The sequence below is a fragment of the Streptomyces sp. NBC_01498 genome (genome assembly GCF_036327775.1).
Classification (GTDB): domain Bacteria; phylum Actinomycetota; class Actinomycetes; order Streptomycetales; family Streptomycetaceae; genus Streptomyces.
The window spans coordinates 669,517-695,902 of record NZ_CP109598.1 but is presented as its reverse complement, the minus strand read 5'-3'; the positions used below and the strand labels follow the sequence as shown (position 1 = coordinate 695,902).

Annotated in this window: 23 protein-coding genes and 1 pseudogene; 19 read left to right on the top strand and 5 right to left on the bottom strand. The window is 71.2% G+C overall.

The features are described from left to right. Window positions 1-106: 106 nt before the first annotated feature. Window positions 107-862, top strand: coding sequence for a 50S ribosomal protein L11 methyltransferase (locus tag OG875_RS02600; protein WP_330172574.1), 756 nt, complete (start codon window positions 107-109; stop codon window positions 860-862). Between the two features lie 47 nt (window positions 863-909). Here the strand turns inward: OG875_RS02600 and OG875_RS02595 are convergent, their stop codons facing one another. The 3 genes from OG875_RS02595 to OG875_RS02585 all read right to left on the bottom strand — a co-directional run bounded on the left by OG875_RS02595 (window position 910) and on the right by OG875_RS02585 (window position 4,477). Further along, the gene (locus OG875_RS02595) at window positions 910-2,079 is read right to left on the bottom strand and encodes a transaldolase family protein (protein ID WP_330172573.1); all 1,170 of its coding nucleotides are present in this window, start codon (window positions 2,077-2,079) and stop codon (window positions 910-912) included. A gap of 144 nt (window positions 2,080-2,223) precedes the next feature. Then, a complete protein-coding gene (locus OG875_RS02590) occupies window positions 2,224-3,612 on the bottom strand; it encodes an MFS transporter (RefSeq protein WP_330172572.1) in 1,389 nt (462 codons plus the stop codon). Window positions 3,613-3,649: 37 nt separating this feature from the next. Next, a complete protein-coding gene (locus OG875_RS02585) occupies window positions 3,650-4,477 on the bottom strand; it encodes an AfsR/SARP family transcriptional regulator (RefSeq protein WP_330172571.1) in 828 nt (275 codons plus the stop codon). A 332-nt stretch (window positions 4,478-4,809) separates the two neighbouring features. Here OG875_RS02585 and OG875_RS02580 point away from each other — a divergent pair, with 332 nt between their 5' ends. From OG875_RS02580 to OG875_RS02510, 15 genes are all read left to right on the top strand, one after another. Next, a complete protein-coding gene (locus tag OG875_RS02580) occupies window positions 4,810-5,496 on the top strand; it encodes an HAD family hydrolase (RefSeq protein WP_330172570.1) in 687 nt (228 codons plus the stop codon). Window positions 5,497-5,565: 69 nt separating this feature from the next. Then, on the top strand, window positions 5,566-6,801 hold the full coding sequence (locus tag OG875_RS02575; RefSeq protein WP_330172569.1) for a transaldolase family protein: 1,236 nt from the start codon (window positions 5,566-5,568) through the stop codon (window positions 6,799-6,801). A 34-nt stretch (window positions 6,802-6,835) separates the two neighbouring features. Beyond that, the gene (locus tag OG875_RS02570) at window positions 6,836-7,588 is read left to right on the top strand and encodes a hypothetical protein (RefSeq protein WP_330172568.1); all 753 of its coding nucleotides are present in this window, start codon (window positions 6,836-6,838) and stop codon (window positions 7,586-7,588) included. Beyond that, a complete protein-coding gene (locus tag OG875_RS02565; RefSeq protein ID WP_330172567.1) occupies window positions 7,585-8,316 on the top strand; it encodes an SDR family NAD(P)-dependent oxidoreductase in 732 nt (243 codons plus the stop codon). Before OG875_RS02570 ends, OG875_RS02565 begins: the two co-directional genes overlap by 4 nt. A gap of 64 nt (window positions 8,317-8,380) precedes the next feature. Then, complete coding sequence (locus tag OG875_RS02560; RefSeq protein ID WP_330172566.1) at window positions 8,381-9,562, top strand: hypothetical protein; 1,182 nt, start codon at window positions 8,381-8,383, stop codon at window positions 9,560-9,562. A 62-nt stretch (window positions 9,563-9,624) separates the two neighbouring features. After that, the gene (locus OG875_RS02555) at window positions 9,625-10,413 is read left to right on the top strand and encodes a class I SAM-dependent methyltransferase (protein WP_330172565.1); all 789 of its coding nucleotides are present in this window, start codon (window positions 9,625-9,627) and stop codon (window positions 10,411-10,413) included. Window positions 10,414-10,463: 50 nt separating this feature from the next. Then, window positions 10,464-11,765 (top strand): MFS transporter, encoded by a 1,302-nt coding sequence (locus OG875_RS02550; RefSeq protein ID WP_330172564.1) that lies wholly within the window; start codon window positions 10,464-10,466, stop codon window positions 11,763-11,765. Next, on the top strand, window positions 11,758-12,351 hold the full coding sequence (gene cysC, locus OG875_RS02545; RefSeq protein ID WP_330172563.1) for an adenylyl-sulfate kinase: 594 nt from the start codon (window positions 11,758-11,760) through the stop codon (window positions 12,349-12,351). The genes OG875_RS02550 and cysC overlap by 8 nt, the downstream gene beginning before the upstream one ends. After that, on the top strand, window positions 12,348-13,283 hold the full coding sequence (cysD, locus tag OG875_RS02540) for a sulfate adenylyltransferase subunit CysD (protein ID WP_330172562.1): 936 nt from the start codon (window positions 12,348-12,350) through the stop codon (window positions 13,281-13,283). Before cysC ends, cysD begins: the two co-directional genes overlap by 4 nt. 2 nt (window positions 13,284-13,285) lie before the next feature. Then, a complete protein-coding gene (locus tag OG875_RS02535) occupies window positions 13,286-14,536 on the top strand; it encodes a sulfate adenylyltransferase subunit 1 (protein WP_330172561.1) in 1,251 nt (416 codons plus the stop codon). Window positions 14,537-14,728: 192 nt separating this feature from the next. Next, entirely contained in the window at window positions 14,729-15,529 is an 801-nt protein-coding gene (locus OG875_RS02530) for an SAM-dependent methyltransferase (protein ID WP_330172560.1), read from the top strand. A 118-nt stretch (window positions 15,530-15,647) separates the two neighbouring features. Beyond that, on the top strand, window positions 15,648-16,580 hold the full coding sequence (locus OG875_RS02525) for an SDR family oxidoreductase (RefSeq protein ID WP_330172559.1): 933 nt from the start codon (window positions 15,648-15,650) through the stop codon (window positions 16,578-16,580). A gap of 206 nt (window positions 16,581-16,786) precedes the next feature. Next, window positions 16,787-17,557, top strand: coding sequence for a hypothetical protein (locus OG875_RS02520; RefSeq protein ID WP_330172558.1), 771 nt, complete (start codon window positions 16,787-16,789; stop codon window positions 17,555-17,557). 117 nt (window positions 17,558-17,674) lie between these two features. Continuing rightward, window positions 17,675-18,589, top strand: a complete 915-nt coding sequence (locus OG875_RS02515; protein WP_443079049.1) for a metallophosphoesterase family protein — start codon at window positions 17,675-17,677, stop codon at window positions 18,587-18,589. Then, window positions 18,586-19,257, top strand: a complete 672-nt coding sequence (locus OG875_RS02510; RefSeq protein ID WP_330172557.1) for a 4'-phosphopantetheinyl transferase family protein — start codon at window positions 18,586-18,588, stop codon at window positions 19,255-19,257. The genes OG875_RS02515 and OG875_RS02510 overlap by 4 nt, the downstream gene beginning before the upstream one ends. A gap of 81 nt (window positions 19,258-19,338) precedes the next feature. On the opposite strand, the gene OG875_RS02505 is transcribed toward OG875_RS02510, so the two are convergent. Then, the gene (locus tag OG875_RS02505; RefSeq protein ID WP_330172556.1) at window positions 19,339-19,761 is read right to left on the bottom strand and encodes a DUF350 domain-containing protein; all 423 of its coding nucleotides are present in this window, start codon (window positions 19,759-19,761) and stop codon (window positions 19,339-19,341) included. 391 nt (window positions 19,762-20,152) lie between these two features. On the opposite strand from OG875_RS02505, the gene OG875_RS02500 reads away from it, so the two are divergent. Further along, window positions 20,153-22,279 carry a glycoside hydrolase family 3 N-terminal domain-containing protein gene (locus OG875_RS02500; RefSeq protein WP_330177574.1) on the top strand — a complete coding sequence of 709 codons (2,127 nt, stop codon included), beginning with the start codon at window positions 20,153-20,155 and terminating at the stop codon, window positions 22,277-22,279. Window positions 22,280-22,500: 221 nt separating this feature from the next. Beyond that, a pseudogene (locus OG875_RS02495) lies at window positions 22,501-22,890 on the top strand (GNAT family N-acetyltransferase); the annotation flags it as partial. Window positions 22,891-23,412: 522 nt separating this feature from the next. Here OG875_RS02495 and gndA read toward each other — a convergent pair. Beyond that, window positions 23,413-24,852: an NADP-dependent phosphogluconate dehydrogenase gene (gndA, locus tag OG875_RS02490; protein ID WP_330172554.1), complete on the bottom strand. Its 1,440-nt coding sequence runs from the start codon at window positions 24,850-24,852 to the stop codon at window positions 23,413-23,415. 364 nt (window positions 24,853-25,216) lie between these two features. On the opposite strand from gndA, the gene OG875_RS02485 reads away from it, so the two are divergent. Continuing rightward, on the top strand, window positions 25,217-26,314 hold the full coding sequence (locus OG875_RS02485) for a DUF1996 domain-containing protein (RefSeq protein ID WP_330172553.1): 1,098 nt from the start codon (window positions 25,217-25,219) through the stop codon (window positions 26,312-26,314). Window positions 26,315-26,386: the final 72 nt, after the last annotated feature.

Below are 26,386 nucleotides of genomic sequence, written 5' to 3'. Positions count from 1 at the left end.
AGCGCCGGGGTGGTCGCCGGATCACCTTCCGAGGACACGTCCTGTTCGAGAAAACTGTGGGCAATCGCCTCGCCCGGAGTAGTTCACCACCCTGTAGGGAGGTTCGATGTCGGATGTCCGCAGTCATCTCAAGTCGCTTGAGCGTAGCAATCACTCACTGACACGACCGGACAGGCCCCGGGAGTTCACCCTCCTCGGCCGGCGCTGGGATCTGCTCGACCAGGTGTTCGCTCCTCTCTACTCACCGTCCACGCGGACGGGCGCCGAGCTCCTCGGACTGACCGGCGGCGAGTCGTCCGCGCCGCCGTCGTCCCTGCTGGAGATCGGCTGCGGCACGGGGGTCATCGCCGTCCAGGCGGCGCTCCTGGGCTGTACGTCCGTCGTCGCGACGGACATCAACGAGTACGCCGTCGAGAACACCCGGCTCAACGCGGAACGGCACCGGGTCGCCGACCGGGTCACCGTGCTGCACAGCGACCTGTTCTCGGCACTCGACCCGAACGCCCGTTTCGACCGGGTGTTCTGGAGCTCCAACTATGTGCGGGCGCCGTCCGACTACGCGTACCGGACCGTCCACGAACGGGCCTACGTGGACGCCGGTTACCGCACCCACCGCGGGTATCTGTCCGAGGCCGTGCGCCATCTGACCGACGAAGGGACCGCCCTCCTGCACTTCAGCGACCGGGGAGACCTCGCCGCGCTGCGGGGGATCGCCGCCGAGTGCGGCCGGGAGCTGCGTACGCTCCGCACCCGGACCGTCGACGAGGGAAACGACCGGGTCGAACACCTGCTGCTGGAGATCCGCCCGGCCCGGGACCGCCGGGCGCGGACCGGAACCGGCGGCGACCTCGTCGGCGCCTGACGCCGCTCACCGGGCCGGCCGGCGGGCGGCCGGGAGGGACGCCGGTCTCACAGGTAGGTCCTGATGGACGGGGTGCTCCGTACGGCGTCGAGCAGTTCGTCGCGGCCCCGCGCCAACTCCCGCAGACGTGACCGCTGTACGTCCTCGGCGAGACAGCCCGGGTGGATGCCGTGCCGCCGCAGTGCCGCCATCACGTCGAGGGCCGCGGCCGCCTCCCCCGACAGGGAGTCGCCGTGCGGCCTCGCCCGGCGGGCGGCCTCCGCCACGGCGAGGGGCGACAGCAGGTGCGCGGTCCGCCAGGCCACGATCTCCTCCACATGGCGTACGTGCCTGGCCAGTTGCCCGGGGCCGCCGGGGTCCCCGCCCGTCCCCGCGCCGGACCAGACCAGTCGCTGCGGGCGGGCTCCGGCCTTCCGCAGCGCGCGCCAGCGGCGGGAGTCGAGCCTGCGCTCGTGCAGGTCGTGGACCACGCGGGCGAAGGCGAGGGCGGTGCGCCCGCGCAGGGCGCCGGCCGCCGTGGTGCCGAGCTCGCCGAGCTGTTCGTCCACCGCCGCCTCCACGGCGGCGGCCTCCAGCGAGACGGCACAGGTGCCGGGGGCCGTACGCCCGTCGCGGTGCGCCTGGTCCAGCCCGTCCCAGTAGGCGTCGAGGACCTGCCCGTAGCGCTCGGCGGAGTGAACGAGGGCGGCGTGCACCCCGATGCCCTCGGCCACGCACGCGCGCACCACGTCGAGTCCGGCGTCGGTGGCCGCGATCGTCACCAGGAAGTTCGGGCGGCCCACCGCCACGGCGAAGGCACGGGCCTCTTCGAGCGCGGACCGGCGGTCGTGGGCCAGCCGCGCGTCGAGTTCCCCGCAGACCCAGCCGTCGAGGCCGTCGGTGTCCGTGCTCACGTGGGCGAGGAGGTCGCAGGCCCAGCGGGCGTCGTACGCCAGCAGGGCGCGCACCATGGCGTCCGGCGAGACCCGCTGCCGCGCGACGCGGCCGAGCTGGTCGAGATAGGCGTGGTCCTCGCGTCGGCGGAACTCGCGGGTCAGCGCCGACGCGGACAGCGCGACCCCGGTGACGCGCACGGTGGTGATCCAGGTCCGCAACGAGCCGCTGGTCAGCTCCGGCCTGCCCACGTCGCCGAGCCAGACGGACACCCCTTCCGCCGCGAGGCCGCGCAGTACCGCGCTGTCCGCGAGTATCTCGGCGGCCCGGCGTTCGTGTCCCATCGATCCCTCCAGCCGTGGGGGTCGGTCAGTGCGTGCGGGGGGCGGGGCGCGGTGGATCCCGGTGGCCGGCTCCGGGGTGGACGGAGGACGGCACGGATCTTCTCCGGAGGCCGGTGCGCGAGGTATGTGCACGGCGCTGGCGCCTCAGCCGACCTGTGAGGGCCGGCGCGGACCGCCGGGCGGTACCCCGTGCGGCGCGCTCGCCCGGGACAGGGACAGACCGCTCGTCTCGGGCGCCCACGCCGCCGACACCAGCGCCCCGGCCAGGGAGAGCGCGCAGCCGCAGAGCATGACGGCGCCGGCGCCCCATTCCTGGAGTGCCATGGGGACGAGGAACGTGCCGACCGCGGCGCCGAGCCGGCTCATGGCGGCGGCGAAGCCGATCCCGGTGGCACGTATCCCGGTGGGGAAGACCTCGCTGGGATAGACCGCCTGCAAGGTGCTCGACGCCGCGTGGAACAACGCGAAGAGGGCGAAGCAGGCGACGATCACCCAGCGCGGGCCCTGCGGCCAGAGCCCGAGGACCAGCAGCGCCCCGGCCGCGACCAGGAAGGGGTGGATGAGCAGCGGTCTGCGGCCGACCCGGTCCATCAGCCACACCCCGCTCAGACAGCCGAGCAGCAGGAAGAGGTTGAGCACGACTTCGCTCACCCCCTCGTCGGCGGCCCCGAGCGAGGCGAGCACCTGCGGGGCGAAGGTCGCGATGGCGAAGAACGGGGTGACCTGGCAGAGCCAGAAGAGGCTGGTGAACGCGGTCCTGCGCCGGTACGGGCGGGTGAACAGCGCCGCGAGGCCCGTCCTCGGGGTCGGCATCGCGTCCGCCGCCGTCCCGTGGAGGCCCGTGCCCAGCCACTTCCGGCTGATGGCGTCCGCCTCGGCGTACCGGCCCTTGCTCGCCAGCCAGCGCGGCGACTCGGGAGTTCCCAGCCGGGCCACGAGAACCACCAGCGAGGGCAGGGCGCTGCTGGCGAGTATCCAGCGCCACACGGACGGGTCGGTGCTCCGGGCGGCGACGGTGAAGCCGACCGCCGCGGCCAGCGTGTAGCCCACGTACCAGAACGCGATGAGCGAGGCGAGCAGCCGGCCTCGTCGCTCGCGCGGCGCGAACTCCGCCACGAGCGCCCCGGCGATGGCGTAGTCGGCGCCGACGGCGATGCCCATGACCAGCCGTACGGCGAAGAGTTGGGCGGCGCCGTCGACGACGAGCTGAAGCAGGGAGCCCACGAGGAAGACCAGCAGGTCGAGCAGGTACATCCGCTGGCGCCCGATCCTGTCGGTGATCCGCCCGAAGACGAGCCCCCCGAAGAAGATGCCCACGAGGGTGGCGGCGCCGATGAGTCCGGTCTCGAAGGAGCTGAGCCCGAGGTCGTCGCGGGCGAGCGGCAGCGCCGCGCCCACGACGCCGAGTATCCAGCCGTCGCACACCTCGCCGCCGCCGGCGCAGACGGTGATCCGGGTCTGGAACCGGCGGATCCGGCGCTTGTCGGCGGTGCTCGGCGCGGTGGGGGCACCGGGACGGGGGGCCGGTGTCACGGACTCTCCTCTCGTGGCCGGTTCGGCCGGCGGCGGGTCAGCGGCTGGCGACGAGATCCAGGGAGAGCCGCAGATTGAGCGGGGGCCGCACGTCCAGCTCCGCGTTCTCGGTCAGTACGGCGGTCTGGAGCGTGCGCAGTTTGTGCGAGGGCTCGATGCCGAGTTCGTCCGCGAGATGACGGCTCAGCACCCGGTAGACCTCCAGTGCCTGGGCGGTGCGCCCGCAGCGGTAGAGGGCGATCATGTACTGGGCGTGCAGGTTCTCGTGGGTCGGGTACCGGGAGATCAGCAGGCCCAGTTCGGAGAGCAGCTGGTGGTGGAGTCCCAGCCGCAGTTCGGCGTCCAGGCACTGCTCCAGCGCCGTCAGCCTGACGCCTTCGAGGTGGGCCACCTGGGCCTGGATGTGCCGCCCCGCCTCGACGTCGACCAGGGGCCGTCCGCGCCACAGCGCGAGTGCGGAGCGCAGCGCGGCGGCCAGCGTCACGTCGTCGTCGGCCGCGAGGGCGCGGCGGGCACGGGCCATGTGTCCCTCCCACGCGTGCAGGTCCAGGTCGCCCTGCCGCACATGCAGCACGTACCCCTGGTAGCGGGTTTCGAGGACGCGTTTCGCGGCCTCCACGGACCCCACGGAGGGCCGGGCCGCGAGCGCCCGGCGCAACTGGAAGACCCGGGTGTGCACGCTCTGGACGGCGCTGCGCGGCGCGTGGTCGCCCCACAGTTCGTGGACGCACGTCTCCAGGGTGACCTGAGTGCCCGTGTGCAGGAGCAGCAGTGCGAGCAGCTGCCGCGTCTTGGGGGCGGACGGCAGACGGCCGACGGCGCCTCCCGGGTCTCTTCCCGGCGCCGTGTCGGCCGGGGAACTCACGGGCGAATCCGTCATGGAAAGCGGGCCGAGAACTCCGAACCTCACGGGGAATTCCTCTCGTCCGGACGCCTGGGTCGGCAGTCCGCGGACAACATCCGGCTGGGATACAGCGGTGATCGAGCGGCGACGTGACCGGCGATGGCCGTCGACCGAACGTAGCCGGGATGCCGAGGCGGCTTCCAGTTGTCGTCCGGATGACCGAGGACTCTGCCAACCCCGCCCGTTTTGAACGGTTCTGGCGCACTGTGCCGGGCGATATCCACGCGGGAGCGGATCGTGAGGCCGCCGTGCTGTTCTGGGATTCGTGGACATCCCGACGAAGGGCCTGGGGCGTGAAGACGAGTCTCGTCATTTTCGACTGCGACGGTGTTCTGGTGGACAGCGAGACCCTCAGCTCCGAGGTCCTGCGCGAGATGGCGGCGGACGAGGGACGGGACTTCACCCCGGCCGACGCGCTGGCGTTCATCCGGGGCCGCAAGGTCGCCGTATGGGTCGCCGAGCTGGAGAGTGAGCTCGGAAAGTCCCTGCGGCCGGACTTCGTCGGGGAGTTCCGCCGCCGGGCGGCCGTACTCTTCGGCACCGGGCTGCGGCCCGTGCCGCACGTACGGCAGGTGCTCGACGGCCTCACCGTGCCGTTCTGCACGGCCTCCAGCGCGCCGCGCGACAAGATCGAGCACACCCTCGCGCTGACCGGGCTGCTGTCCCTCTTCGAGCGCCGTATCTACAGCGCGTACGAGGTCGGCTCCTGGAAGCCCGACCCGGGGCTGTTCCTGCACGCCGCCCGGGACATGGGCGTGCCGCCCGGCCGGTGCGCCGTGGTCGAGGACAGCCTCGTCGGCGTACAGGCCGCCGTCGCGGCCGGCATGACCGTGTTCGGCTACGCGCCTCCCGAGAACGGCACCGCCCCCGCCCTCGCCGGGGCCGGGGCGGTCACCTTCGAGTCGATGACCGCGCTTCCCGGGCTGCTCGGGAGCCGGCCCGCCCGGGGGCCCGTAAGCGGTTCGATATCGGCCCGCTAGAACGACCTGCTTCCGTATGTGTGCCGTCTATCCCCCTCTTCCGGGGATCGGATTGGAAGGTCTCCCCCCATGCCGATCGTTCTCGAAGAATTACAGCGGGTCAGCCCTGCCGCCGAAATCTGGTGGGACTCCTCGCCGCTCGATTTCCCCCGATGGCGGGACCGTTTCCTCAACGACGCCCCGGACAGCGCGTCGCGTGAACGCTGGAGCCGGCAACTCGACCGCTTTCTCCGTCCCGACGACCCGGGCGCCTCGCTGGTCCGGGGGATCACGACCAACCCCTCGCTGGTGGCGCAGAGCATCCTCGCCTCGCCCGAGACCTGGCGGGGCGAGATCCGGGAAGCCATTCGCGACCAGAGCGTCCCCGATGTGGAGAGCACCTTCCGTCTCGTGTACGAGGAGGCGTTACGGCGCGCGGCGGCACGCATGCTGCCCATGTGGCAGGCGAGCGGGGGCCAGTTCGGCTGGGTCTCCGGCCAACTCGACCCGCGGCTCATGTTCGACGCCGATCTCATGCTCGAACAGGCCCTCAGAATCGCGCAGTTGTCGCCCAACCTGATGCTGAAAGTCCCCGGGTCCGCGGCCGGATACCGTGTGATCCGCCAACTCGTGGCCCGTGGACTGTCGATCAACAACACGCTCTCGTACACCGTTCCGCAGCTCCTCGCCTGCGCCGAGGCCGTCGAGTCCGGGCTCCGGGACGCCCGCAGGCAGGGCGTCGCGACCGATCGCTCACGTGCCGTCTTCACCTTCATGATCGGGCGATTCGGGTCCAACAGCGATCTGCGCTGCGAGGCCGCGACCCGGGGCATGGAACTCACCCCGAGCGAGATCCGCTGGGCCGAGGTGGCCGTCCTCAAACGCATCCACCGCCGGGTCCGGGAACACCGGCTCCCGGTGAAACCGCTGCTCTCCAGCCTGGAGATCGACGAGCCCCCGGCCGGCCCGGGAACGCTGAGCACACACCTGGAGCAGAGCGCGGGCGGCGCGATCGCGTACACCTGCAAGCCCCGGTTCGTGGCCGACGTGATGCGTCAGGACCACCGGCTGCCCGACTTCTCCGCCGACGCCATCGAGCAGGACATACCGGAACCGGTCCTGGAGAAGCTGATGTGGCTGCCCTCCTTCCACCGTGCCTACGAACCGGGGGGCATGGGCGTCGAGGAGTTCGCCCACTACGGCTCCTTCATCTCCACGTACGCGGAAGTCCTCGGCAACACACGCAAGTTGCTCGACTTCATCGCCCATCAGTTCCAGACGATGTCCAACTCGGCGCGGCCACTGCTGTCCGGAATTGCCCGCTGACGGTGTCCCGACCACAAGGAAGCGAGCCCACCCGATGAATCCGTCGATCGCACTCTGGAGCCACCCACGGTCGATGTCGACGGCGCTCGAACGGTCCTTCATCGAGCGTGGCGACTTCAAGGTCTTCCACGAGGAATTCGCCTACGTCTACTTCATGCACGAGGAACGCGCCGCGATCCCGCACAAGAACCCCCAGCCGGGACACCCGCTCACCTACCCCGACATCAAGGACATGATGGAGGAGGCACGGCGGGAAAGCCCGGTGTTCCACAAGGACTTCCCCTACCACTGCCTGGACCATCTGCTGGGCGACCCCGCCTATCTGCGGGGGCAGATCAACACCTTCCTGATCCGGGAACCGGAGGAGGCCGTCCTCTCCCACGCCACCGTGCACCCGGACGTCACCCGCGACGTACTCGGCTACGAGGAACTCGTCCGGCTGTTCGACCACGTGACGGAGCTGACGGGCACCGCGCCCCTCGTCCTCAACGCCTCCGACCTGGCGGCCCGGCCGCACGAGACCATCGCCGCCTACTGCGAGGCGATCGGCGTCCCGTTCCTGCCCGAGGCCCTCAACTGGTCCGCCGGGGAACGCCCCGAGTGGACCACCTGGAGCGGCTGGCACACCGATGTCTCGGCGAGCAGCGGAATCCGCGCGCCGCGGCGCAACTACCGGTTCGGCTACGCCGACAAGCCCCATCTGCGGGAGTTCGTGCGGTACTGCCGGCCCTTCTACGAACACCTCGACCAGTTCCGGCTCCGGCCGGTGAAGGAGGCGACGACATGAGCGTCGGCACCGTGATCGTCACCGGCGGAGCGGGCGGAGTGGGGCGTGCCCTGGTCGGCCTGCTCCTCGACCAGGGCAAGACGGTCATCACCTGCGACATCGACGAGAGCGGGCTCAAGTCCCTCGCCGAGGAGCACCGGGGCAGGCCGCTGGACACCCATCTCACCGACGTCTCCTCGCACGAGGACTGCGACACCTTCATGGACGCGGTCATCGCCGCCCACCCGGAGGTGGACGGACTGGTCAACAATGCCGGGCTCTACCTCGGACAGCCGGTGTGGGAGTACGACGACGAGACCATCGACCGGGTCATCGGCACCAACATCAAGGGCCCGGTGTGGCTCTCACGCCGCTTCGCCGACCACCTCCTGCCCGCCGAGCGGCGCGGCGCCATCGTGAACCTGGCCTCCGTCGCCGGGGAAGTGGGCAGCTCCGACGCCCTGTACGGAACGGTCAAGGCCGGCGTCATCGGACTCACCAAGTCCAACGCCATGAACTTCGCCCCGTACATCAGGGTCAACGTGGTGTCTCCCGGGCTGATCGTCCGCACGGCGATCGCGGACCGTATCCCGGACTACCGGTACGCCGAGTACAAGCGCCAGGAACTGCTCGACGGCGACATCCTCCCCGAGTACGTCGCCGACGTGTGCGCCTACCTGCTCAGCGACCGGTCACGGACGCTGACCGGCGCCCTGCTGCGCGCGGACAACGGCTGCTACCCGCGCTGATCCCAGGACGCCGATCCCAGGAACCCGATCGCCGGAAAGCCGATCACCAGAAAGGCGAAGACCCATGAAGCGACCCCCAGGAAGCCCCGGCCCCGCGCCGGCCACCACGCGCAGGGCCACGGACAACCCCCTCATCATGCTCGTCGGCATGGGGGACCTGTCGGCCCGGGTCCTCACCATGCTGCTCGGCGACCCCGCGACCAACCGGGTCGTCCTCGCCGGGAGGGACACGGAGACCATCCGCAGACGGGGCAACCTCGCCCTGTTCGCCGCGACGAACCTGGGGCACCACGGCAGCGTCGACACCGTGCACATGGATCTGAACGACATCGACGCCACCGCCGAGACCCTGGCCCGGGTACGCCCGGACATCGTCTTCATGGGCGCGTCCCTCCAGTCGTGGCGGGTGATCACCGCACTGCCCCCCAAGACGTTCGAGGAGCTGGACGAGGCGCAGTTCGGCCCCTGGCTGCCCATGCACCTGACGCTCAACCACCTGCTGATGCGGGCCGTACGGGCGTCCGGTGTGCCCACCCGGGTGGTCAACGCCGCCTTCCCCGACGCGGTGGGCCCGGTGCTCGCCAAGGTCGGTCTCGCACCGGAAATCGGCGTGGGCAATGTCGCCAACATCGTGCCCGCCCTGACCCGTGGCGCCGCGCACCTCCTGGGCGAGTATCCCGCCGACGTGGAACTGCGGCTGGTCGCCCAGCACTACTTCAGCCACTACGTGCCCCGGTTCGGAGACGCGGGGAAGGGCGCGTACCGCCTGGACGTGCGGCTCAAGGGCGGTGACACCCCGGCGGACGTCGACCACCCGGCGCTGTTCGCCCAGCTCGACAACCGGCTCAAGCGACTGGGCGGCATCGACGGCCAGCTGCTCACCGCGTCCTCCGCCGTACGGGTACTGCGCGGCATGGCCACGGACAGCGGCGTCCTGGCCCACGCACCGGCGCCCGGCGGGCTTCCCGGCGGCTATCCCGTCCGCGTCCACCGGGACGGCGGGTCGGTCGACCTGCCGGAGGGGCTCACCCTCAAGGAGGCCGTGACGCTCAACGAGGACTGTCAGCGGGCGGACGGCATCGACCGGATCGACGACGACGGGACCGTGTACTTCGCCGAGCCGGAGATGGCCGTCATGAAACGGATGCTCGGCTACGACTGCCCCGTCATGAAGCTGGCCGACTGCGCCGGCCAGGCCGATGAACTGGCCCGTAAATACGCCTCCTTCGCGGCCTCGCACCGCTGAACCGCCACGCGGACGGCTGAGTCCCGCCCGGCCCTGTCCGGCAGACCCTCGGAGAGACACGTATGACCACCGACATCACGTCGTCCGCGGACGACTTCGCAGGCCAGTCCGCGGACGACTTCGCGGGCCAGTACGTCCGCCCGCTCGTGGACCGCTGGGACGAGCTCATCGACTGGGACCGCCGCGGGGAGGGTGAACAGGGCTTCTTCGTGGAGGTCCTGGAGGGGGCCGGGGCCCGTCGGGTCCTGGACGCCGCCGCCGGCACCGGGTACCACGCCGTCACGCTGGCCCGGCACGGATTCGACGTCACCGCCGTCGACGGCAGCGCGGAGATGATCGAGCGCACCCGCGTGAACGCCGCGCGCCACGGCCAGTCGTTCCCGACCGTCCGCACGGACTGGCGGCAGCTGCGCGACCACGTGCCCGGCCGGTACGACGCGATCGTCTGCCTCGGCAGCTCCTTCCCCCACCTCTTCCAGGAGTCCGACCGCCGCGCGGTCCTCGCCGAGTTCTACGAGGCGCTGAACCCGGGCGGTGTGCTCGTGGTCGACCACCGGAACTTCGACGCCATCCGCCGCCACCGGTACCGGAGCAGCGGAAATTACTACTACTGCGGTACGGGCGCCTCGGTGTCGGTCGCGCACATCGACGACCAACTGTGCCGTTTCCGCTACGACTTCCCGAACGGTGCCAGACACCACCTGGAGGTCTATCCGATCCTGGCCGCCGAACTGTCGGCCCTGCTCATGGAATCCGGGTTCGATTCGGTCGAGAAATTCGGGGACTTCCGCCGGGACTACGACACGAACGACGTCGATTTCGTCATCCATCTCGCCAGGAAACCCCGATGACACCGACGAACCCGACAGACCCTATGAACCCGAAGAACCAGAAGAACTCGATGAGTATGGAAGACCTGGCACAGGCGAAACGCTCACGGCGGATCGCGGGATTCGTCATCACGGCGCTCCTGACCAGCTTTGTGGCGGCCACCTACGGATTCGGCTTCTATCTCTTCGCGCAGATCGTCACGGACATGCGCAAGGATCTCGGATTCGGCTACACCGTGGTCGGCACCGTCACGGCGTCCGGGCAGCTCGGGTTCCTGCTGTTCGCCCTGCTCGGCACCTGGCTGTCGACCCGTGTGGGCGGCGGTCAGGTGACCATCGGCTCGGCCGCGCTGTGCGGTGTGTGTCTGGTGCTCATCCCCCTGACGGACAGCATCGTCGTCATCGGCGTGCTGCTCACGATCATGGGCGGCACGGCGGCGTCGGTCTACGTGCCGCTGGTCGAGATCGTCGGCAGGGTCGTCGACTACGAGCACCGCGGCAAGGTACTGGGCCTGATCTCCAGCGGTACCAGCTACGGAGTCTTCGTCAACAGCCTCCTGGTCCCGTCGTTCGTCGGCGGGGGCAACTGGCGCGGCCTCTGGTACTGCGTCGGGCTCGGCACCCTGACCTCCACCGCCGTCGCGGCCTTCGCCTTCCACCGCCTGGGCCTGTTCCGGGCCGAGGGCGCCACCGGGAAGGAGTCCCCGGAGCAGCCGGAGCGCGACGACAGCGCGCGGGCGGGATGGCGCATGGTGCTCGTCCGGTGGGTCGTCATCATCTGGGTGATGAAGTTCCTCAACGGTTTCGCCTGCATGCCGTTCCAGAACTACCTCTCGCCCTATCTGCGTGAGGGACTCGGTTTCGACATCGGATTCGCGGCACAGGTCTGGGGCGTCATCGGCGTCATCGGCATGTTCGCCGGATTCGGAGTCGGCTGGCTCTCCGACAGAATCGGCGTACGCAGCTCACTGGTCCTGTGCTACGGCATGTTCTTCGTCTCCGCGACCCTGCTCGTGCTCGCACCGGTCGGATATCTGCCCATGGTCTCCGGGGTGCTCTTCGCACTCGCCTTCTACCCCATCTACGGACTCGTTCCGGCCTATGTCTCGAAGTCCGCCTCCGGTGCCGCCGCGACCGTCATCTTCGGTATCACCAATGTCACACAGGGACTCGGCGGAATCGTCGGCAACTACACGGCCGGATTCCTCAAGGCATGGACCGGGGATTTCACCTGGTACTACGTCGTGATCGCCGCGACCACCCTCGTACTTGTCGTACTGACCCTCCAGCTCCCCCGTGAGGGATCGCCCGAGAGCGCCGTCGGCCGCCGCGGCGCACCACCCACGAGCGAGAAGGACGCCGCCCATGCCTAGCCGCACCGCGGAGACCGACCGGAGCGACACGCCGTCCATCCCCTGCACCTGTCGTCCGGGGGCGACGGTGTGGCTGACCGGCCTGCCCAGCTCCGGAAAGACCACCCTCGCGGACGAACTGGCCGAGACGCTGCGCGGCCGGGGCCGCCGGGTGGAAGTGCTGGACGGCGACGAGATCCGCCGTTTCCTGTCGGCGGGCCTGGGCTTCTCCCGCGAGGAACGCGACATCAACGTACGGCGCATCGGCATGGTCGCCGAAGTACTCGCCCGCAACGGGGTGTTGACCCTGGTGCCGGTGATCGCGCCGTACGCGGACAGCCGTGAGGCGGTGCGCCGGCGGCACCGCGACAGCGGGACACCGTATGTCGAGGTGCATGTGGCCGCCCCGGTCGAGGTGTGTTCGGTGCGGGACGTGAAGGGCCTGTACGCGAGGCAGGCGGCCGGTGAGATCAGTGGTCTCACGGGTGTGGACGACCCCTACGAGGCGCCCGAGGAGCCCGACCTGCGGATCGAGTCGCACACGCGGTCCGTGCGGGACTGCGCGGCGTCCCTGGTCGCGCTGCTGACCGAGAGGGGGCTGGCATGACGACGGTCGCCAAGGTCTCCGAGGAGACCGACGGGCTGCACACGCTGTCGCACCTGGACGCGTTGGAGTCGGAGTCGGTGCATATCGTGCGTGAGGTGGCGGGTGAGTTCGAGCGGCCGGTGATTCTGTTCTCCGGTGGCAAGGATTCCATCGTGATGCTGCGTCTGGCGCTGAAGGCGTTCGCTCCGGCGGCGGTGCCGTTCACGCTGCTGCATGTGGACACCGGGCACAACTTCCCGGAGGTGCTGGCGTACCGGGACCGTACGGTGGCGGCGCACGGGCTGCGGCTGCATGTGGCGTCGGTGCAGGAGTACATCGACGCGGGGACGTTGCGTGAGCGTCCGGACGGGACGCGTAATCCGCTCCAGACGCTGCCGCTGACGGAGAAGATCCAGGCGGAACGTTTCGACGCGGTGTTCGGCGGGGGCCGGCGGGACGAGGAGAAGGCGCGGGCGAAGGAGCGGATCTTCTCGCTGCGCGACGAGTTCTCGCAGTGGGACCCGCGCCGTCAGCGGCCCGAGCTGTGGCAGCTCTACAACGGGCGTCACGCGCCGGGCGAGCATGTGCGGGTCTTCCCGCTCTCCAACTGGACCGAGCTGGACATCTGGCAGTACATCGCCCGGGAACGGATCGAGCTGCCGGAGATCTACTTCGCGCACGAGCGTGAGGTCTTCAGCCGGCACGGCATGTGGCTGACGGCGGGCGAGTGGGGCGGTCCCAAGGACGGCGAGCCCACCGAGACCCGTCTGGTGCGCTACCGGACCGTGGGGGACATGTCCTGCACCGGGGCCGTCGACTCCGACGCCACCACGCTGGACGCCGTCATCGCCGAGATCACCGCCTCCCGCCTCACCGAACGCGGCGCCACCCGCGCGGACGACAAGATGTCCGAGGCCGCCATGGAGGACCGCAAACGCGAGGGGTACTTCTAACCATGACGACCATCGACACGCTGCGTTTCGCGACCGCCGGTTCCGTGGACGACGGCAAGTCCACCCTCGTCGGGCGGCTGCTGCACGACTCCAAGTCCATCCTCACCGACCAGCTGGAGGCCGTCACCCGGGCCTCCGCCGGGGACGCCCCGGACCTCGCCCTGCTCACCGACGGGCTGCGCGCCGAACGCGAGCAGGGCATCACCATCGACGTCGCCTACCGCTACTTCGCCACCCCCCGGCGCCGCTTCATCCTGGCCGACACCCCCGGCCATGTGCAGTACACCCGCAACATGGTCACCGGCGCCTCCACCGCCGACCTCGCCATCGTCCTGGTCGACGCCCGCAACGGCGTGGTCGAACAGACCCGCAGACACGCCGCCGTCGCCGCGCTCCTGCGGGTCCCTCACGTGGTGCTGGCCGTCAACAAGATGGACCTCGTCGGTTACCAGGAGTCCGTCTTCGCCGCGATCGTCGAGGAGTTCACCGCGTACGCCGCTCGACTCGGCGCCCCGGAGATCACCGCGATCCCCGTCTCCGCGCTGCTCGGCGACAACGTGGTCGAGCCGTCCTCCCACATGGACTGGTACAGCGGCCCCACCATCCTCGAACACCTCACGTCGGTCCGCGCCGAGCACGACCCGCACCGGGAGCCCGCCCGTGTCCCGGTGCAGTACGTGATCCGCCCGCAGACCGCCGAGCACCCCGACTACCGGGGCTACGCCGGGCAGATCGTCCGGGGCACGCTGCGCGTCGGCGAGCGGGTGACCGTGCTGCCCGGCGGCCGCACGTCCACCGTGACGGCCATCCACGAACTGGGCCGCCCGGTCGACGCCGCCCGGTCCCCCCGGTCGGTGACCGTCCTGCTGCGGGACGACATCGACATCGCGCGCGGCGACCTGATCGTGTCCGGCGACGGTGCTCCCGCCCTCACCCGGAGCATCGACGCGACCGTCTGCCATGTCGCCGACCGGCCGCTCACCGTCGGCCAGCGCGTCCTCCTCAAGCACACCACCCGCACGGTCAAGGCGATCGTCGAGGCGATCCCCTCACGGCTCAACCTCCACGACCTCTCGCGGCATCCGGACCCGGGGCAGTTGGTGGCCAACGACATCGGACACGTCAGGGTCCGCACGGCGGAACCGGTGGCGGTCGACGCGTACGCCGACTCCCGCCGCACCGGCTCCTTCCTGCTCATCGACCCGGCCGACGGCACCACCTTCGCCGCGTGCATGGTCGAGGAGAGCCGGTGACGCGCCGTCCGCTCCGGCGGATCTGACCTTCCGTCAAACTTCCCGCACCGTACGTGACCTGGGGTGGCGAACTCCGGCCATGATCGCCGACCGGTGGCCCCGGGTGACGTACGCTCCCCTCGAACAGGCCCGAGCGGCAACGGCGTTGCCGTCGTACCCGGCGGCGGCGAAGGTCGAACGTGTGGAGCGGAGATGCGGAACCCGGTGGAGCGTATTGACACCACGACGGCGCACTCGGCGCGGGTGTACGACTACATTCTCGGCGGCAAGGACCACTACCCGGTCGACGCCGAGGCCGGCGACGAGATGTGCCGTCACTGGCCGGCGCTGCCCGTCCACATGCGGGAGAACCGCCGCTTCATGCACCGCGCCGGCCGGTACCTCGCCCGGGAGGCGGGCATCCGGCAGTTCCTCGACATCGGCACCGGCCTGCCCACCTCGCCCAATCTGCACGAGGTCGTCCAGGAGATCACGCCCGCCTCCCACGTGGTGTACGTCGACAACGACCCCATCGTCCTCGCCCACGCCCGCGCCCTGCTGAACAGCAGCCCCGAAGGCGCCACGGCCTACATCGACGCCGACATGCGGGAGCCGGACGCCATCACGGGCAGCGCCTCCTTCCAGGAACTGCTCGACCTGGACGAGCCGGTGGGCCTGATGATCATCGGCATCATGCACTTCATCCAGCCGCCGGACGACCGCGACCTGGTACGCCATCTCCTGGAGCCGCTCCCCTCGGGCAGCTTTCTGGCCATGACGATCGGCACGGCCGACTTCGCGCCGGAGGAGGTCGGGCGCGTGGCCGAGGAGTACCACCGGCAGAACATGCCGATGGTGCTGCGCGACCACGCCACCGCGCTCTCCTTCTTCGACGGCCTGGACCTGGTCGGGCCCGGCCTCACCCAGGTCCACACCTGGCGCCCGGAAGCCGCACAGCGGGGGGTCCGCGGCAGCGACATCGCCATGTACGGCGCGGTGGCCCGCAAACCCTGACCACCGACGCCCCCGCGTCCCGGTGCCGCCCGACCATGGCCGGGCGGCACATGGATACGGGCGGCCCGCGGTGGGACCCTGGAGACGGCAGAGACGGCGGCCGACCGGGGAGTGGCTTGTGAAGGACGTAGCGGTTCCGGATCTGAGCGGGAAGCTCGCCGTGGTGACCGGCGGGAGCGACGGGGTCGGGCTCGGACTCGCCGAGCGGCTGGCGCGCGCCGGGGCCGAAGTCCTGCTGCCGGTAAGGAATCCGGCCAAGGGCGCTGCCGCCGTCGAACGTGTCCGGCGGAACGTGCCGGGGGCCGAGGTGTCCACCCGCGTACTCGACCTGGCGTCGCTGGCCTCGGTCGAACGCCTCGCGGACACACTCGACGCGGAGGGCCGGCCGGTCCACATCCTGATCAACAACGCCGGGGTGATGGCCCCGGCCACCCGTCACACCACCGCCGACGGTTTCGAACTGCAATTCGGCACGAACCATCTCGGCCATCAGGCGCTCACCGGACGCCTCCTGCCGCTGCTGCGCGCGGGCCGGGCCCGTGTCGTCACCCTGACGAGCGTGGCCGCCCGGGGCGGCCGTATCGACTGGGACGACCTCCAGAGCGAGCGGCACTACCACCCCGTGCGCGCCTACAGCCTCTCCAAACTGGCCAATCTCCACTTCGCGCTGGAACTGGAGCGCCGCAGCGCCGCGGGCGGCCGGCACCTCACCAGTTACGCCGCCCACCCGGGCACCACACTGACCAACCTCTATCTCGCCGGGCCCAACCTGGGCCGCTCCCGGCCCGCGCCGTACGACCGGATGGTCCGGCTGTTCGCCCGCTGGAGCCCCTTCGCCCACTCCGTCGACGTGGGCCTGCTCCCCCCGCTGTACGCGGCCACCGTCCCCGGCGCGCGGACCGGCCGGATGTACGGCCCCGACGGACCCGGTCAATACAGCGGCGGCCCCACGGAGTTGAGCCCCTACAAGTCCGCGCGGAGCGCGGCGGACGCCGCACGGCTCTGGGAGGTCTCGGAGACGCTGACCGGGGTCAGGTACACCGGCCTGTGACGACCGCGACGCGTCCCGGGCCCCCGCCCCCGGAAAACCAGTACCGCCGCGAGCACTCCGCCCGATAGTGTCCGGCGCCGTGAAGTGATCCCTCCCGGCGGCGCCGCGCCCGTGCGCGCACGGCCCCCGCCTCCACGCATACCCGTACGCGCCGTCCCGCCGCAGGCGACCGCGCGTGTTTCCGTGAGCCCCGCGAGGAGATCGCCGTGCCCCCGTCCATCGACCCGTCGCCCGATTTCACCGAGTTCGTCGCCCGCGCCTCATCGTCCCCGGACGTGGTCGGCCTGGTCCTCAGCGGATCCCGGGCCCGGCCCGGCATGGCGACCGCCCGGTCCGACCACGACCTCTACGTGATCACCGCCGACGGCTGCCCCGCCCTCCCGCCCGACATCGGCGACGCCCGCCGCACCCCGACCCTCGACGTCATGCCGCTCACCCTGTCGCGATTCCGCGTCCACGGACTGCCCGGCGACCCCTGCGCCTGGGACCGTTACGCCTTCGCCCACAGCGAGGTGCTCCTCGACCGGCTCGGCGGCACGATCACCCGACTCGTCCGGGAGAAGGCCGTTCTCGACGGACTCGAAGCGCATCACCTGGTCCGCGCCGAACTCGACGCGTACCTCAACTCCCTCCACCGGTCGGTGAAAAGCCACCGCGACGGACGCCCCGCCCTCGCGCACCTCGACGCGGCGGAGAGCGTCCCGTACCTGCTGACGACCGTCTTCGCGCTGCACCAACGGGTCAGGCCGTACAACAAGTACCTGCTGTGGGAGCTGGAGAACCATCCGCTCGGACCGCCCGAGTGGGCCGCCGACGTCCTGGTCCCGCAGCTCCGGCGCATCGTCGCCGACGGTGAACTCGCCGCTCAGCGCGCCCTGTTCGCGACCGTGGAGCGCGCCGTCCGGCGCTCCGGACACGCCTCGGTCCTCGACGGCTGGGGCGCGGACCTCGACCTGCTGCGGCCCGCCGACGGCTGACCGCGCGAGCGGGCAGGGGGCCCGCCGGACGCGGTAGGGGGGTTGATCGGTGCCGGGGCGTCCATATCCTTGAAGGATGCGCTACTTGCGGGCCCGCCGAGTTCGGAGCGATTGCCGGTGACCTATGAGATACGTGGCGCCGCGCCGCCCCCGCCCGACACCACGTCCACCCCGAGGCCCGGACGGCTCGTCGCCATCAGCGATCTGCACATCCGCTATCCGGAGAACCGGAAGATCACGGACACGCTGCGGCCCGAGTCGGAGCACGACTGGCTCCTGGTCGCCGGTGACATCGGCGAGGTGGTGGCCGACATCGAGTGGACGCTGCGCATCCTGAGCGAGCGGTTCGCCAAGGTCATCTGGGTGCCCGGCAACCACGAGCTGTGGACCGCCCCGGACGACCCGGTCACCCTCCGGGGCGACGCCAAGTACCGGCACCTGGTGGAGATGTGCCGGGGGCTCGGCGTCGTCACACCGGAAGATCCCTATCCGGTCTGGGAGGGCGAGGGCGGCCCCGCCGTCATCGCGCCCCTGTTCCTCCTCTACGACTACTCGTTCCGGCCCCCCGGCACCGACTCCAAGGCGTCCGCCCTCGCGGTCGCCGAGAGCGCCGGGGTCGTCTGCACCGACGAGTTCCTGCTCCACCCCGACCCGTACCCCAGCCGCGAGGCGTGGTGCCACGCCCGGCTGGCGGCCACCGAAAGGCGGCTGGCCGAGATCCCGCCCGACCTGCCCACCGTCCTCATCAACCACTGGCCGCTGGTGCGCGAACCCACCGACATCCTGTGGTATCCCGAGTTCGCGCTGTGGTGCGGCACCGAGGGCTCGGCCGACTGGCCGCGCAGATTCCGCGCCACCTCCGTCGTGTACGGGCATCTGCACATCCCCCGGCTCATGTGGTGCGACGGAGTGCCCCACCAGGAGGTCTCCCTGGGCTACCCGCGCGAGTGGGGGCCGCGCTCGCGGGAACCGGGCCGCCCCGTGCAGATCCTGCCCCTGCCGGTCCGTGACGGAGTGGAGAGCGGCCGATGATCGAACGGATCGTGCCCGCCGGGACCCGGACCTCCGAGGCGTACGAGGACCTCCCCGAGGCGCGGCTCTTCCCCGAGGAGGAGCCGATCGTGAAGTCCGCCGTGGCCAAGCGCCGGGGCGAGTTCACCACCGCCCGGCACTGCGCGCGACAGGCCCTGACCCGGCTGGGTGCCCCGGCGGGAGCCATCCTCACCGGTGAGCGCGGCGCGCCGCTGTGGCCGGAGGGGGTGGTCGGCAGCATCACGCACTGCGAGGGCTACCGCGCGGCCGTGGTCGCCCGTACCGCCGACGTCCTGTCGATCGGCGTGGACGCGGAACCGGCCCTGCCGCTGCCCGAAGGCGTCCTGGAGGCGGTGGCCCTGCCCGACGAGCAGATCATGGTCAAGGAGCTGCTGGAGACCGCGCCCGAAGTGCCCTGGGACCGGCTGCTGTTCAGCGCCAAGGAGTCCGTCTACAAGGCGTGGTTCCCGCTGACCCGGCGCTTCCTGGAGTTCGAGGAGGCCCGGCTCCATTTCGGCCGGGCGGAAGGGACGCCCCTGGAAGGGACGTTCACGGCGCGGCTCCTCGCCGGGCCGGCCCCGGCCGGGGGCCGTACCCTGCACACGTTCGACGGACGCTGGCTCGTGGCGGACGGCATCGTCCTGTCGTCCGTCACCGTTCTCGCGTGAGGTGACCGTCCCGGCGTGACCGGGGAGTCCCGGAGGGGACGCCCCGGTCACCCGCGTGCGTGCGCACGAGGTGAGGCGGGTTCAGGCGATCGAGGCCGACACGATCGCCGACACCGCGATGTTGCAGGACGCCGTCACCCACACCGCCGGATGCGGCTCCACGTCGACCAGCGTCGCGCCCAGCTTCCCCGGCGTGACCAGGTCCACCACCAGGAACGCCACCGCCATCATCACCAGGCCGAGCAGCCCGAACGCGGCGGTCGACGCGAGGCCCTTGCCGAAGTCGTCGTACGTCGTCCAGATGGACGTGAAGACGATGCCGCCGATTCCCAGGAGCGCCGAACTGAGCAGGATCGCCGCGTTGCGGTTCCGCTCCTCCCAGATCTGCCTGCCGAGCTTCCCCGGGGTCAGCACGTCGACCAGGACGATACCGAGGATCAGCAGGACCACACCGAGTGCGCCGTAGGCGCCCGCCCGGCCGAGTCCGTTGACTATGTCGTTCATGGGGAAGCTCGTCTCCGCAGCTGAGGATGATCGGGGCAAAGGCGTCGCAAAATGTATCGCACGCCGCCCGGACCGCGAGGGGGAGCGGCCAACCGCAGTGGTATCGGGTCCCGACCGTGGCCGGAAGCACGTCTTCCGCGCCCGGAATATCGATCAACTTACCCATGATGGCGATTTGTTCGCCCTGGCCCCGCGTGCGCCGCTCACTACGATCGAAGGCGACCGCCGACGCGGCGGGCGCACCCCGCCACGCGACGGCCCGCGAGTCCGCCACCAGGCGCCCCCCACCGAAAGGACCTCCGTCGTGCAAGCCGCCACCCCGGCCAGCTCCCCCGACAGCCCGGCCAGGAACGATCCGTACGACCGGCCCGTCGCCGACCTCCTCGCCCGGATGACCGACGACGAGAAGCTCGGCCAGCTCCAGCAGCTCGCCTGGGCGGGCGCCACCGGCCCCGGCGGCACCCAGACCCGCCAGGCCGAAGAGGCCGCCCGCGCCGGTCTGCTGGGCTCCGTGCTCAACATCCACGGTGCCAAGGAGAGCAACGCCCTCCAGCGGATCGCCGTCGAGGAGTCCCGGCTCGGCATTCCGCTGATCTTCGGCCTCGACATCATCCACGGCTTCTGGACCACCTTCCCGATCCCGCTCGCGCAGGCGGCCAGCTTCGACCCGGCGGTGTCCGAACTGGACGCGTCGGTCTCGGCCGCCGAGGCCCGGTCCAACGGGGTGCACTGGACGTTCGCGCCGATGATGGACGTGACCAGCGAGCCGCGCTGGGGCCGGATCGCCGAGTCCGGCGGCGAGGACCCCTATCTGAACGCCGTGCTGGCGGTGGCGAAGGTACGCGGCTACCAGGGCTCCGACCTGCGGGCCCCGGACCGGATCGCCGCCTGCGCCAAGCACTACGTCGCGTACGGGGGCGCCGAGGGCGGCCGGGACTACAACACCGTCGACGTCTCCGAGGCGCGGCTGCGCAACCACTACCTGCCGCCGTTCAAGGCGGCGGTGGACGCCCGGGTGGCCACCGTCATGGCCGCGTTCAACACCATCAGCGGCGTCCCCGCGCACGGCAACGCGCACACCCTCACCCGCATCCTCAAGCAGGACTGGGGATTCGACGGCTTCGTCGTCAGCGACTGGACCGGCGTCCAGGAACTCGTGCCGCACGGCTTCGCCGCCGACGGCCAGGACGCGGCCCGTCTCGCGTTCAACGCCGGGGTCGACATGGAGATGGTCAGCACCCATCTCGCCGACCACGGACGGACGTTGCTGGAAGAGGGCGCGATCGATCCCGCCCGGCTGGACGACGCGGTCGCCCGGGTCCTGCGCGTCAAGTTCCGCCTCGGCCTCTTCGACGACCCGTATGTCCCCGAGAAGGCCGAGATCACCGGTCCCACCCCCGAGGCCCGCGCCGCCGCCCGGACGGCCGCCGCGCGCTCCATGGTGCTGCTGAGGAACGAGGGCGGCGCGCTGCCGCTGGCCCGAAGTGTCCGTTCGGTGGCCGTCGTCGGGCCGTTCGCCGACTCCGACGACCTCCAGGGGACCTGGGCGGGCCCCGGCGCGGCGACGTTCCGCTCCGTCACGGTGCTCGACGCCGTACGGGCCGCCGTGCCCGACGCCGAGGTGACGTACGCCCTCGGCGTCGACGCGGAGGGCCGGGACACCGGCACGCTCCCGGACGCCGTCGCGGCGGCCCGCGCCGCCGACGTCACCGTCGTCGTGGTGGGGGAGAGCCCCGACATCAGCGGCGAGGCCAACTCGCGCGCCGACATCGGACTGCCGGGCCGCCAGGACGAGTTGGTCGCCGCGATCGCGGCGACCGGCAGGCCGTACGTCGTCGTCCTCGTCAACGGGCGCCCGCTCGCCCTCGGCGACTGGGCCGACGCGGCCCCCGCCGTGCTGGAGGCGTGGCACCCCGGCCTGGAGGCCGGGAACGCCGTCGCGGACGTGCTGTTCGGCGACGTCGACCCCGGCGGCCGGCTCCCCGCCTCCTTCCCCCGTACGGTCGGCCAGCTCCCGGTGCACTACAACCACGAGCGGACCGGCCGTCCGTACGACCCGGCGGACCCGGACCAGCGCTACGTCTCCCGGTACCTGGACGTGGCGGACGGCCCGCGCTACCCCTTCGGGCACGGACTGAGCTACACCACGTTCACCGTGGGCGGGCCCTCCCTCGACCGGGACACGATCACCGCCCCGGCGCTGCGCGAGGGGGAGACGGTGGAGGTCGCCGTCACCGTACGCAACACCGGGGAGCGCGCCGGCGACGAGGTCGTCCAGCTGTACGTCCACGACCCGGTCGCGAGCGTCGTCCAGCCGGTCCGGCGGCTGCGCGGCTTCCGCCGGGTGAGCCTCGCGGCCGGGGAGTCCACCACCGTGCGCTTCGGCCTCGGCGCGGAGGACCTCGGCTTCTGGACCAACGATCCGGACGGCCGGTTCCTGGTGGAGCGGGGCACGGTCGACGTCATCGTGGGCACCAGCTCGACGGCCAGCGCGAAGCAGACCCTGACGATCACCTGAGGTTCCGCCGGACGGCGCCCGGCCCCTGCTTACGGGCGCGGCCGGGCGGCTCCGTCCGCCTCCCGTGCGGGGCCCGCCGGACCATTCCGGCGGGCCCCGCGCGCCGTCGGGAGATTCCCGGCGCGTTCCGGCGCGTGCTTTCCGGACCACCGGAGACACTCGGAGAGCCGGGAGGGACCCCCGCACCGGCCGGGACCGGGCCCGTACCACCCGCCCGACCCCTCCGACCGCCGTACGACCAGGGAGACGAACCTGTCATGGCAGAGATCGACATCCGCGACGACCGGGCGCGCGGCCGGTTCGAGGCGTACGAGGACGACGCGCGCGTCGGCGTCGTCCGCTACTTCGTGATGGCGGGAGCGCCCGCCGCGCTCGTGGCGGTGCACACCGTCGTCGAGCCGGGTCACGAGGGCAAGGGCATCGCGGGCACGCTGGTGGAGGCGTTCTACCGGACGGCCGCCCGCGAGGGCGTCCCCGTGGTCCCGCTGTGCCCGTACGCCGCCCGGTGGGCACGGCGCCATCCGGACGAGGCCGCGGTGGCCCCCGCGGCCGGCGAGGAGACGATCCGCGCCGCGGAGGCCCAGCTCAGGGCGGACGCGGAACACTGGTGAGCGCCGTTTCCGGATCCGCCCGGGTGAGCCGGGCCGATCATGAGTGGATCCGGCGCGCGTGGGCACGCGCACCGGGAGACATTGGGAAGGCACGAGTCCGTACTTTTGGAGGACTGGCATGACGCAGCCGTATCCCGACCCCGTACCGCCCTCGCCCACCCCGACGCCGGGGCCGCCCGGACCCGAGCCGGGCCCCGCCCCCGGGCCGCTGCCCGGCCCGGCGCCCGTTCCGGCGCCGCCGCCCGCGCCGTCACCGAGCCCGATCCCGAGCCCGCCGGGACCCGATCCGGTCCCGGACCCCGAGCCGCAGCCGGGCCCGCTCGGCTGACACGGTCCCCGGACGGGCGCGCGCCTCGGGCGCGTACGACAGCCACGTGCCCACGCGCGACACGCCCGGCAGACACGCACAACACGCTCGACACGCACGAACGACCGGACGCCGACGGGTGGTTGACCCGTCGGCGTCCGGTCGTGCGCCGGTGTCCGGTCCGCGCGGACCGGACACCGCCGTGACCGGTCCGGTCAGCCCGAGACCTCGGAGCGGTCCCCGCCCCACAGCGTGTGGAACGACCCCTCACGGTCGGTCCGCCGGTAGGTGTGCGCCCCGAAGAAGTCCCGCTGCCCCTGCGTGAGCGAGGCCGGCAGCCGCTCCGCGCGCAGCGCGTCGTAGTACGAGAGCGCCGCCGCGAAGCCCGGCGTCGGCACACCCTGCCGTACGGCCGTCGCGATCACCTCGCGCCAGTCGTCCTGGGCCGCGCCGATCTCCGCCGCGAACTGCTTGTCGGCCAGCAGGCTCGGCAGATCGCGCTGCGCGTCGTACGCGGCCCGGATCCGGTCCAGGAACGCCGCCCGGATGATGCAGCCCGCCCGCCAGATCGCCGCGACCGACCCGAGGTCGATGTCCCAGCCGTACTCCTCGCCGCCCGCCTGGATCTGGTGGAAGCCCTGGGTGTACGACACGATCTTGGACGCGTAGAGCGCCTGCTCCACCCGGTCCGCGAAGCGCGCCGCCTCCTCCTCGCTCAGCGCGGTCGCGCTCGGGCCCGGCAGCGTCTGCGAGACGTCCCGCAGCGCGGCGTGCCCGGAGAGCGAGCGGGCGAAGACCGCCTCGGCGATGCCGGAGACCGGCACACCGAGATCCAGGGCGATCTGCACCGTCCACCGTCCGGTGCCCTTCTGCTCCGCCTGGTCCACGACGACGTCGACGAAGGGCTTCCCCGTCTCCGCGTCCCGGTGGGCCAGCACCTCGGCGGTGATCTCGATGAGGTACGAGTCGAGGCGCCCGGTGTTCCACGTCCGGAACGTCTCGGCGATCTTCTCGGGGGAGTAGCCGGCGACCGCGCGCAGCAGGTGGTACGCCTCGGCGATGAGCTGCATGTCGGCGTACTCGATGCCGTTGTGCACCATCTTCACGAAGTGCCCGGCGCCGTCGGGGCCGATGTGGGCGACCGTCGGGGTCCCGTCCGGGGCCTTCGCGGCGACGCGCTCCAGCAGCGGGCCGAGCGACGCGTAACTCTCCTTCGAGCCGCCGGGCATGATGCTCGGTCCGTGCAGCGCGCCCTCCTCGCCGCCGGAGATGCCCACGCCGACGAAGTGGATGCCGCGCTCGCGCAGCTCCTTCTCGCGCCGCCGGGTGTCGGCGAAGTGCGCGTTGCCGCCGTCGATGATGACGTCGCCCTCTTCGAGCAGCGGCGCGAACTCCTGGATGACGGCGTCGGTCGGGTCGCCCGCCTTCACCATGATGACGAGACGGCGGGGGCGCTCCAGGGCGGCGACGAACTCCTCGGCCGACTCCGCGGGGACGAACACGCCCTCCTCGCCGAACTCCTCGACCAGGGCGTGGGTCTTCGCCGCGGTGCGGTTGTGCAGGGCGACGGTGAAACCGTTGCGGGCGAAGTTACGGGCGAGATTGCGGCCCATCACCGCGAGCCCGGTGACGCCGATCTGGGCAGTACCACTCATGCGTGTGCTCCTGGGTCTCCGTCGGATGTGCCTCGTCCGGCGACAGGAATACGTCACGCCCGGCGAGGCCGTTCATCGATCTTCAAGCCGCCCGCATTCTTCCGCATTCCGGGCCGTACACGTCGGGTGTGTTCATCTCTTGGTCGGAAGCGGGGTCCGTACGGACCATCGTTCACCAACTATTGACACTCTCTCAGCGGCGGCGTAACACTGGCCGTGCTTTGGAGAGCGCTCTCCCACAGTGATTCCGGGCTTCCTGACACCCCGGATCCGGGGCCGCCCTCCGCGGTGCACCGTCCAGTACCACTCTCTCCCCCCACCGCATACGCCCCGTATGCGGACGAAGAGCGGCATGGAGGTCCGCATGGCCGAAAGACTGCGCAGAACATCACTGGTGTCCGCGTTGCTCGTCTTCACCGCCATGGCCCTGGTGGCCATGGGACTGACCGCGATCACGGACACCGCCACCGCCGACCCGAAGAACGACCGCGGCGCCACCGCCGCGTCCCACGCCGGGCACAAGATGCCCCCGGCCGTCCCCGTCGCCTTCGGGGACGACCCCGACGGCGACGGCTACATACCGGCGAACCCGCCGGTCACCGGCGTCGTGCCGTCGGCCGAACTGCCGCCGCACCGCTACTTCCACGAGTTCCAGGCGAACTGCGAGGTCACCCACACCCGGCCGGACGACCCGATCGTCTACCCCGGCCAGGCGGGTGCCTCGCACGACCACACCTTCATGGGCAACCGGACCACCAACGCGAGCAGCACCACGGCCTCGCTCAACGCCGGCACCACCGCGTGCAAGGCGCCGGGCGACCGGTCCGCGTACTGGATGCCGACCCTGCTCAACGCCGACCAGCCGGTACGGCCCGTCGGACCGCAGGTCATCTACTACAAGGCGGGCGTCACCGACTACCGCACCGTGCGCCCGTTCCCGAAGGGACTGCGCTTCGTCGTCGGCAGCCCGACGCAGACGGCCCAGCAGTTCCGCGACCACCCGGGCTGGGTGGAGGGCTGGGAGTGCGGCAACTCGTTCAACAACACGGAGATCCCGGCCAGTTGCCCCAGCACCCGTGATGTCCAGCTCAACCTCCGTTTCCAGGCGCCCAGTTGCTGGGACGGAAGGTATCTGGACACCCCGGACCACAAGAGCCACATGGCCTATCCGCTGGTGCAGGGCGCCAACCAGGACGTCTGTCCGACGTCGCACCCGGTGGCGCTGCCGATGATCGAGTTCAAGATGGCCTGGCCGGTGAACGGCGACATGTCCAGGGTGCGGCTGGCCAGTGGGACGGGACACTCCTTCCACTACGACTTCTTCAACGCCTGGGACGACGCCACGCTTCGGGCCATGGTCAACCACTGTGTCGTCGGCGGTCTCCAGTGCGACGCGCGCGGTTACGACCAGAACAACCCCGGGGCCGGAGCGGCCCTGAACCAGGACTACCAACTGCCGTGACCGGGACCGCTCTCCCGCCGGGGTGGACTCCGCCCCGGCGGGAGAGCGCTCTCCCAGCGTCCTCCGCCGGCG

Coding starts and splice junctions, on each gene's coding strand:
- OG875_RS02600 (WP_330172574.1), top strand. CDS start 107: ATGTCGGATGTCCGCAGTCATCTCAAGTCGCTTGAGCGTAGCAATCAC.
- OG875_RS02595 (WP_330172573.1), bottom strand. CDS start 2,079: ATGGGACACGAACGCCGGGCCGCCGAGATACTCGCGGACAGCGCGGTA.
- OG875_RS02575 (WP_330172569.1), top strand. CDS start 5,566: ATGCCGATCGTTCTCGAAGAATTACAGCGGGTCAGCCCTGCCGCCGAA.
- OG875_RS02570 (WP_330172568.1), top strand. CDS start 6,836: ATGAATCCGTCGATCGCACTCTGGAGCCACCCACGGTCGATGTCGACG.
- OG875_RS02565 (WP_330172567.1), top strand. CDS start 7,585: ATGAGCGTCGGCACCGTGATCGTCACCGGCGGAGCGGGCGGAGTGGGG.
- OG875_RS02560 (WP_330172566.1), top strand. CDS start 8,381: ATGAAGCGACCCCCAGGAAGCCCCGGCCCCGCGCCGGCCACCACGCGC.
- OG875_RS02555 (WP_330172565.1), top strand. CDS start 9,625: ATGACCACCGACATCACGTCGTCCGCGGACGACTTCGCAGGCCAGTCC.
- OG875_RS02550 (WP_330172564.1), top strand. CDS start 10,464: ATGAGTATGGAAGACCTGGCACAGGCGAAACGCTCACGGCGGATCGCG.
- cysC (WP_330172563.1), top strand. CDS start 11,758: ATGCCTAGCCGCACCGCGGAGACCGACCGGAGCGACACGCCGTCCATC.
- cysD (WP_330172562.1), top strand. CDS start 12,348: ATGACGACGGTCGCCAAGGTCTCCGAGGAGACCGACGGGCTGCACACG.
- OG875_RS02535 (WP_330172561.1), top strand. CDS start 13,286: ATGACGACCATCGACACGCTGCGTTTCGCGACCGCCGGTTCCGTGGAC.
- OG875_RS02530 (WP_330172560.1), top strand. CDS start 14,729: ATGCGGAACCCGGTGGAGCGTATTGACACCACGACGGCGCACTCGGCG.
- OG875_RS02510 (WP_330172557.1), top strand. CDS start 18,586: ATGATCGAACGGATCGTGCCCGCCGGGACCCGGACCTCCGAGGCGTAC.
- OG875_RS02505 (WP_330172556.1), bottom strand. CDS start 19,761: ATGAACGACATAGTCAACGGACTCGGCCGGGCGGGCGCCTACGGCGCA.
- OG875_RS02500 (WP_330177574.1), top strand. CDS start 20,153: ATGACCGACGACGAGAAGCTCGGCCAGCTCCAGCAGCTCGCCTGGGCG.
- gndA (WP_330172554.1), bottom strand. CDS start 24,852: ATGAGTGGTACTGCCCAGATCGGCGTCACCGGGCTCGCGGTGATGGGC.
- OG875_RS02485 (WP_330172553.1), top strand. CDS start 25,217: ATGGCCGAAAGACTGCGCAGAACATCACTGGTGTCCGCGTTGCTCGTC.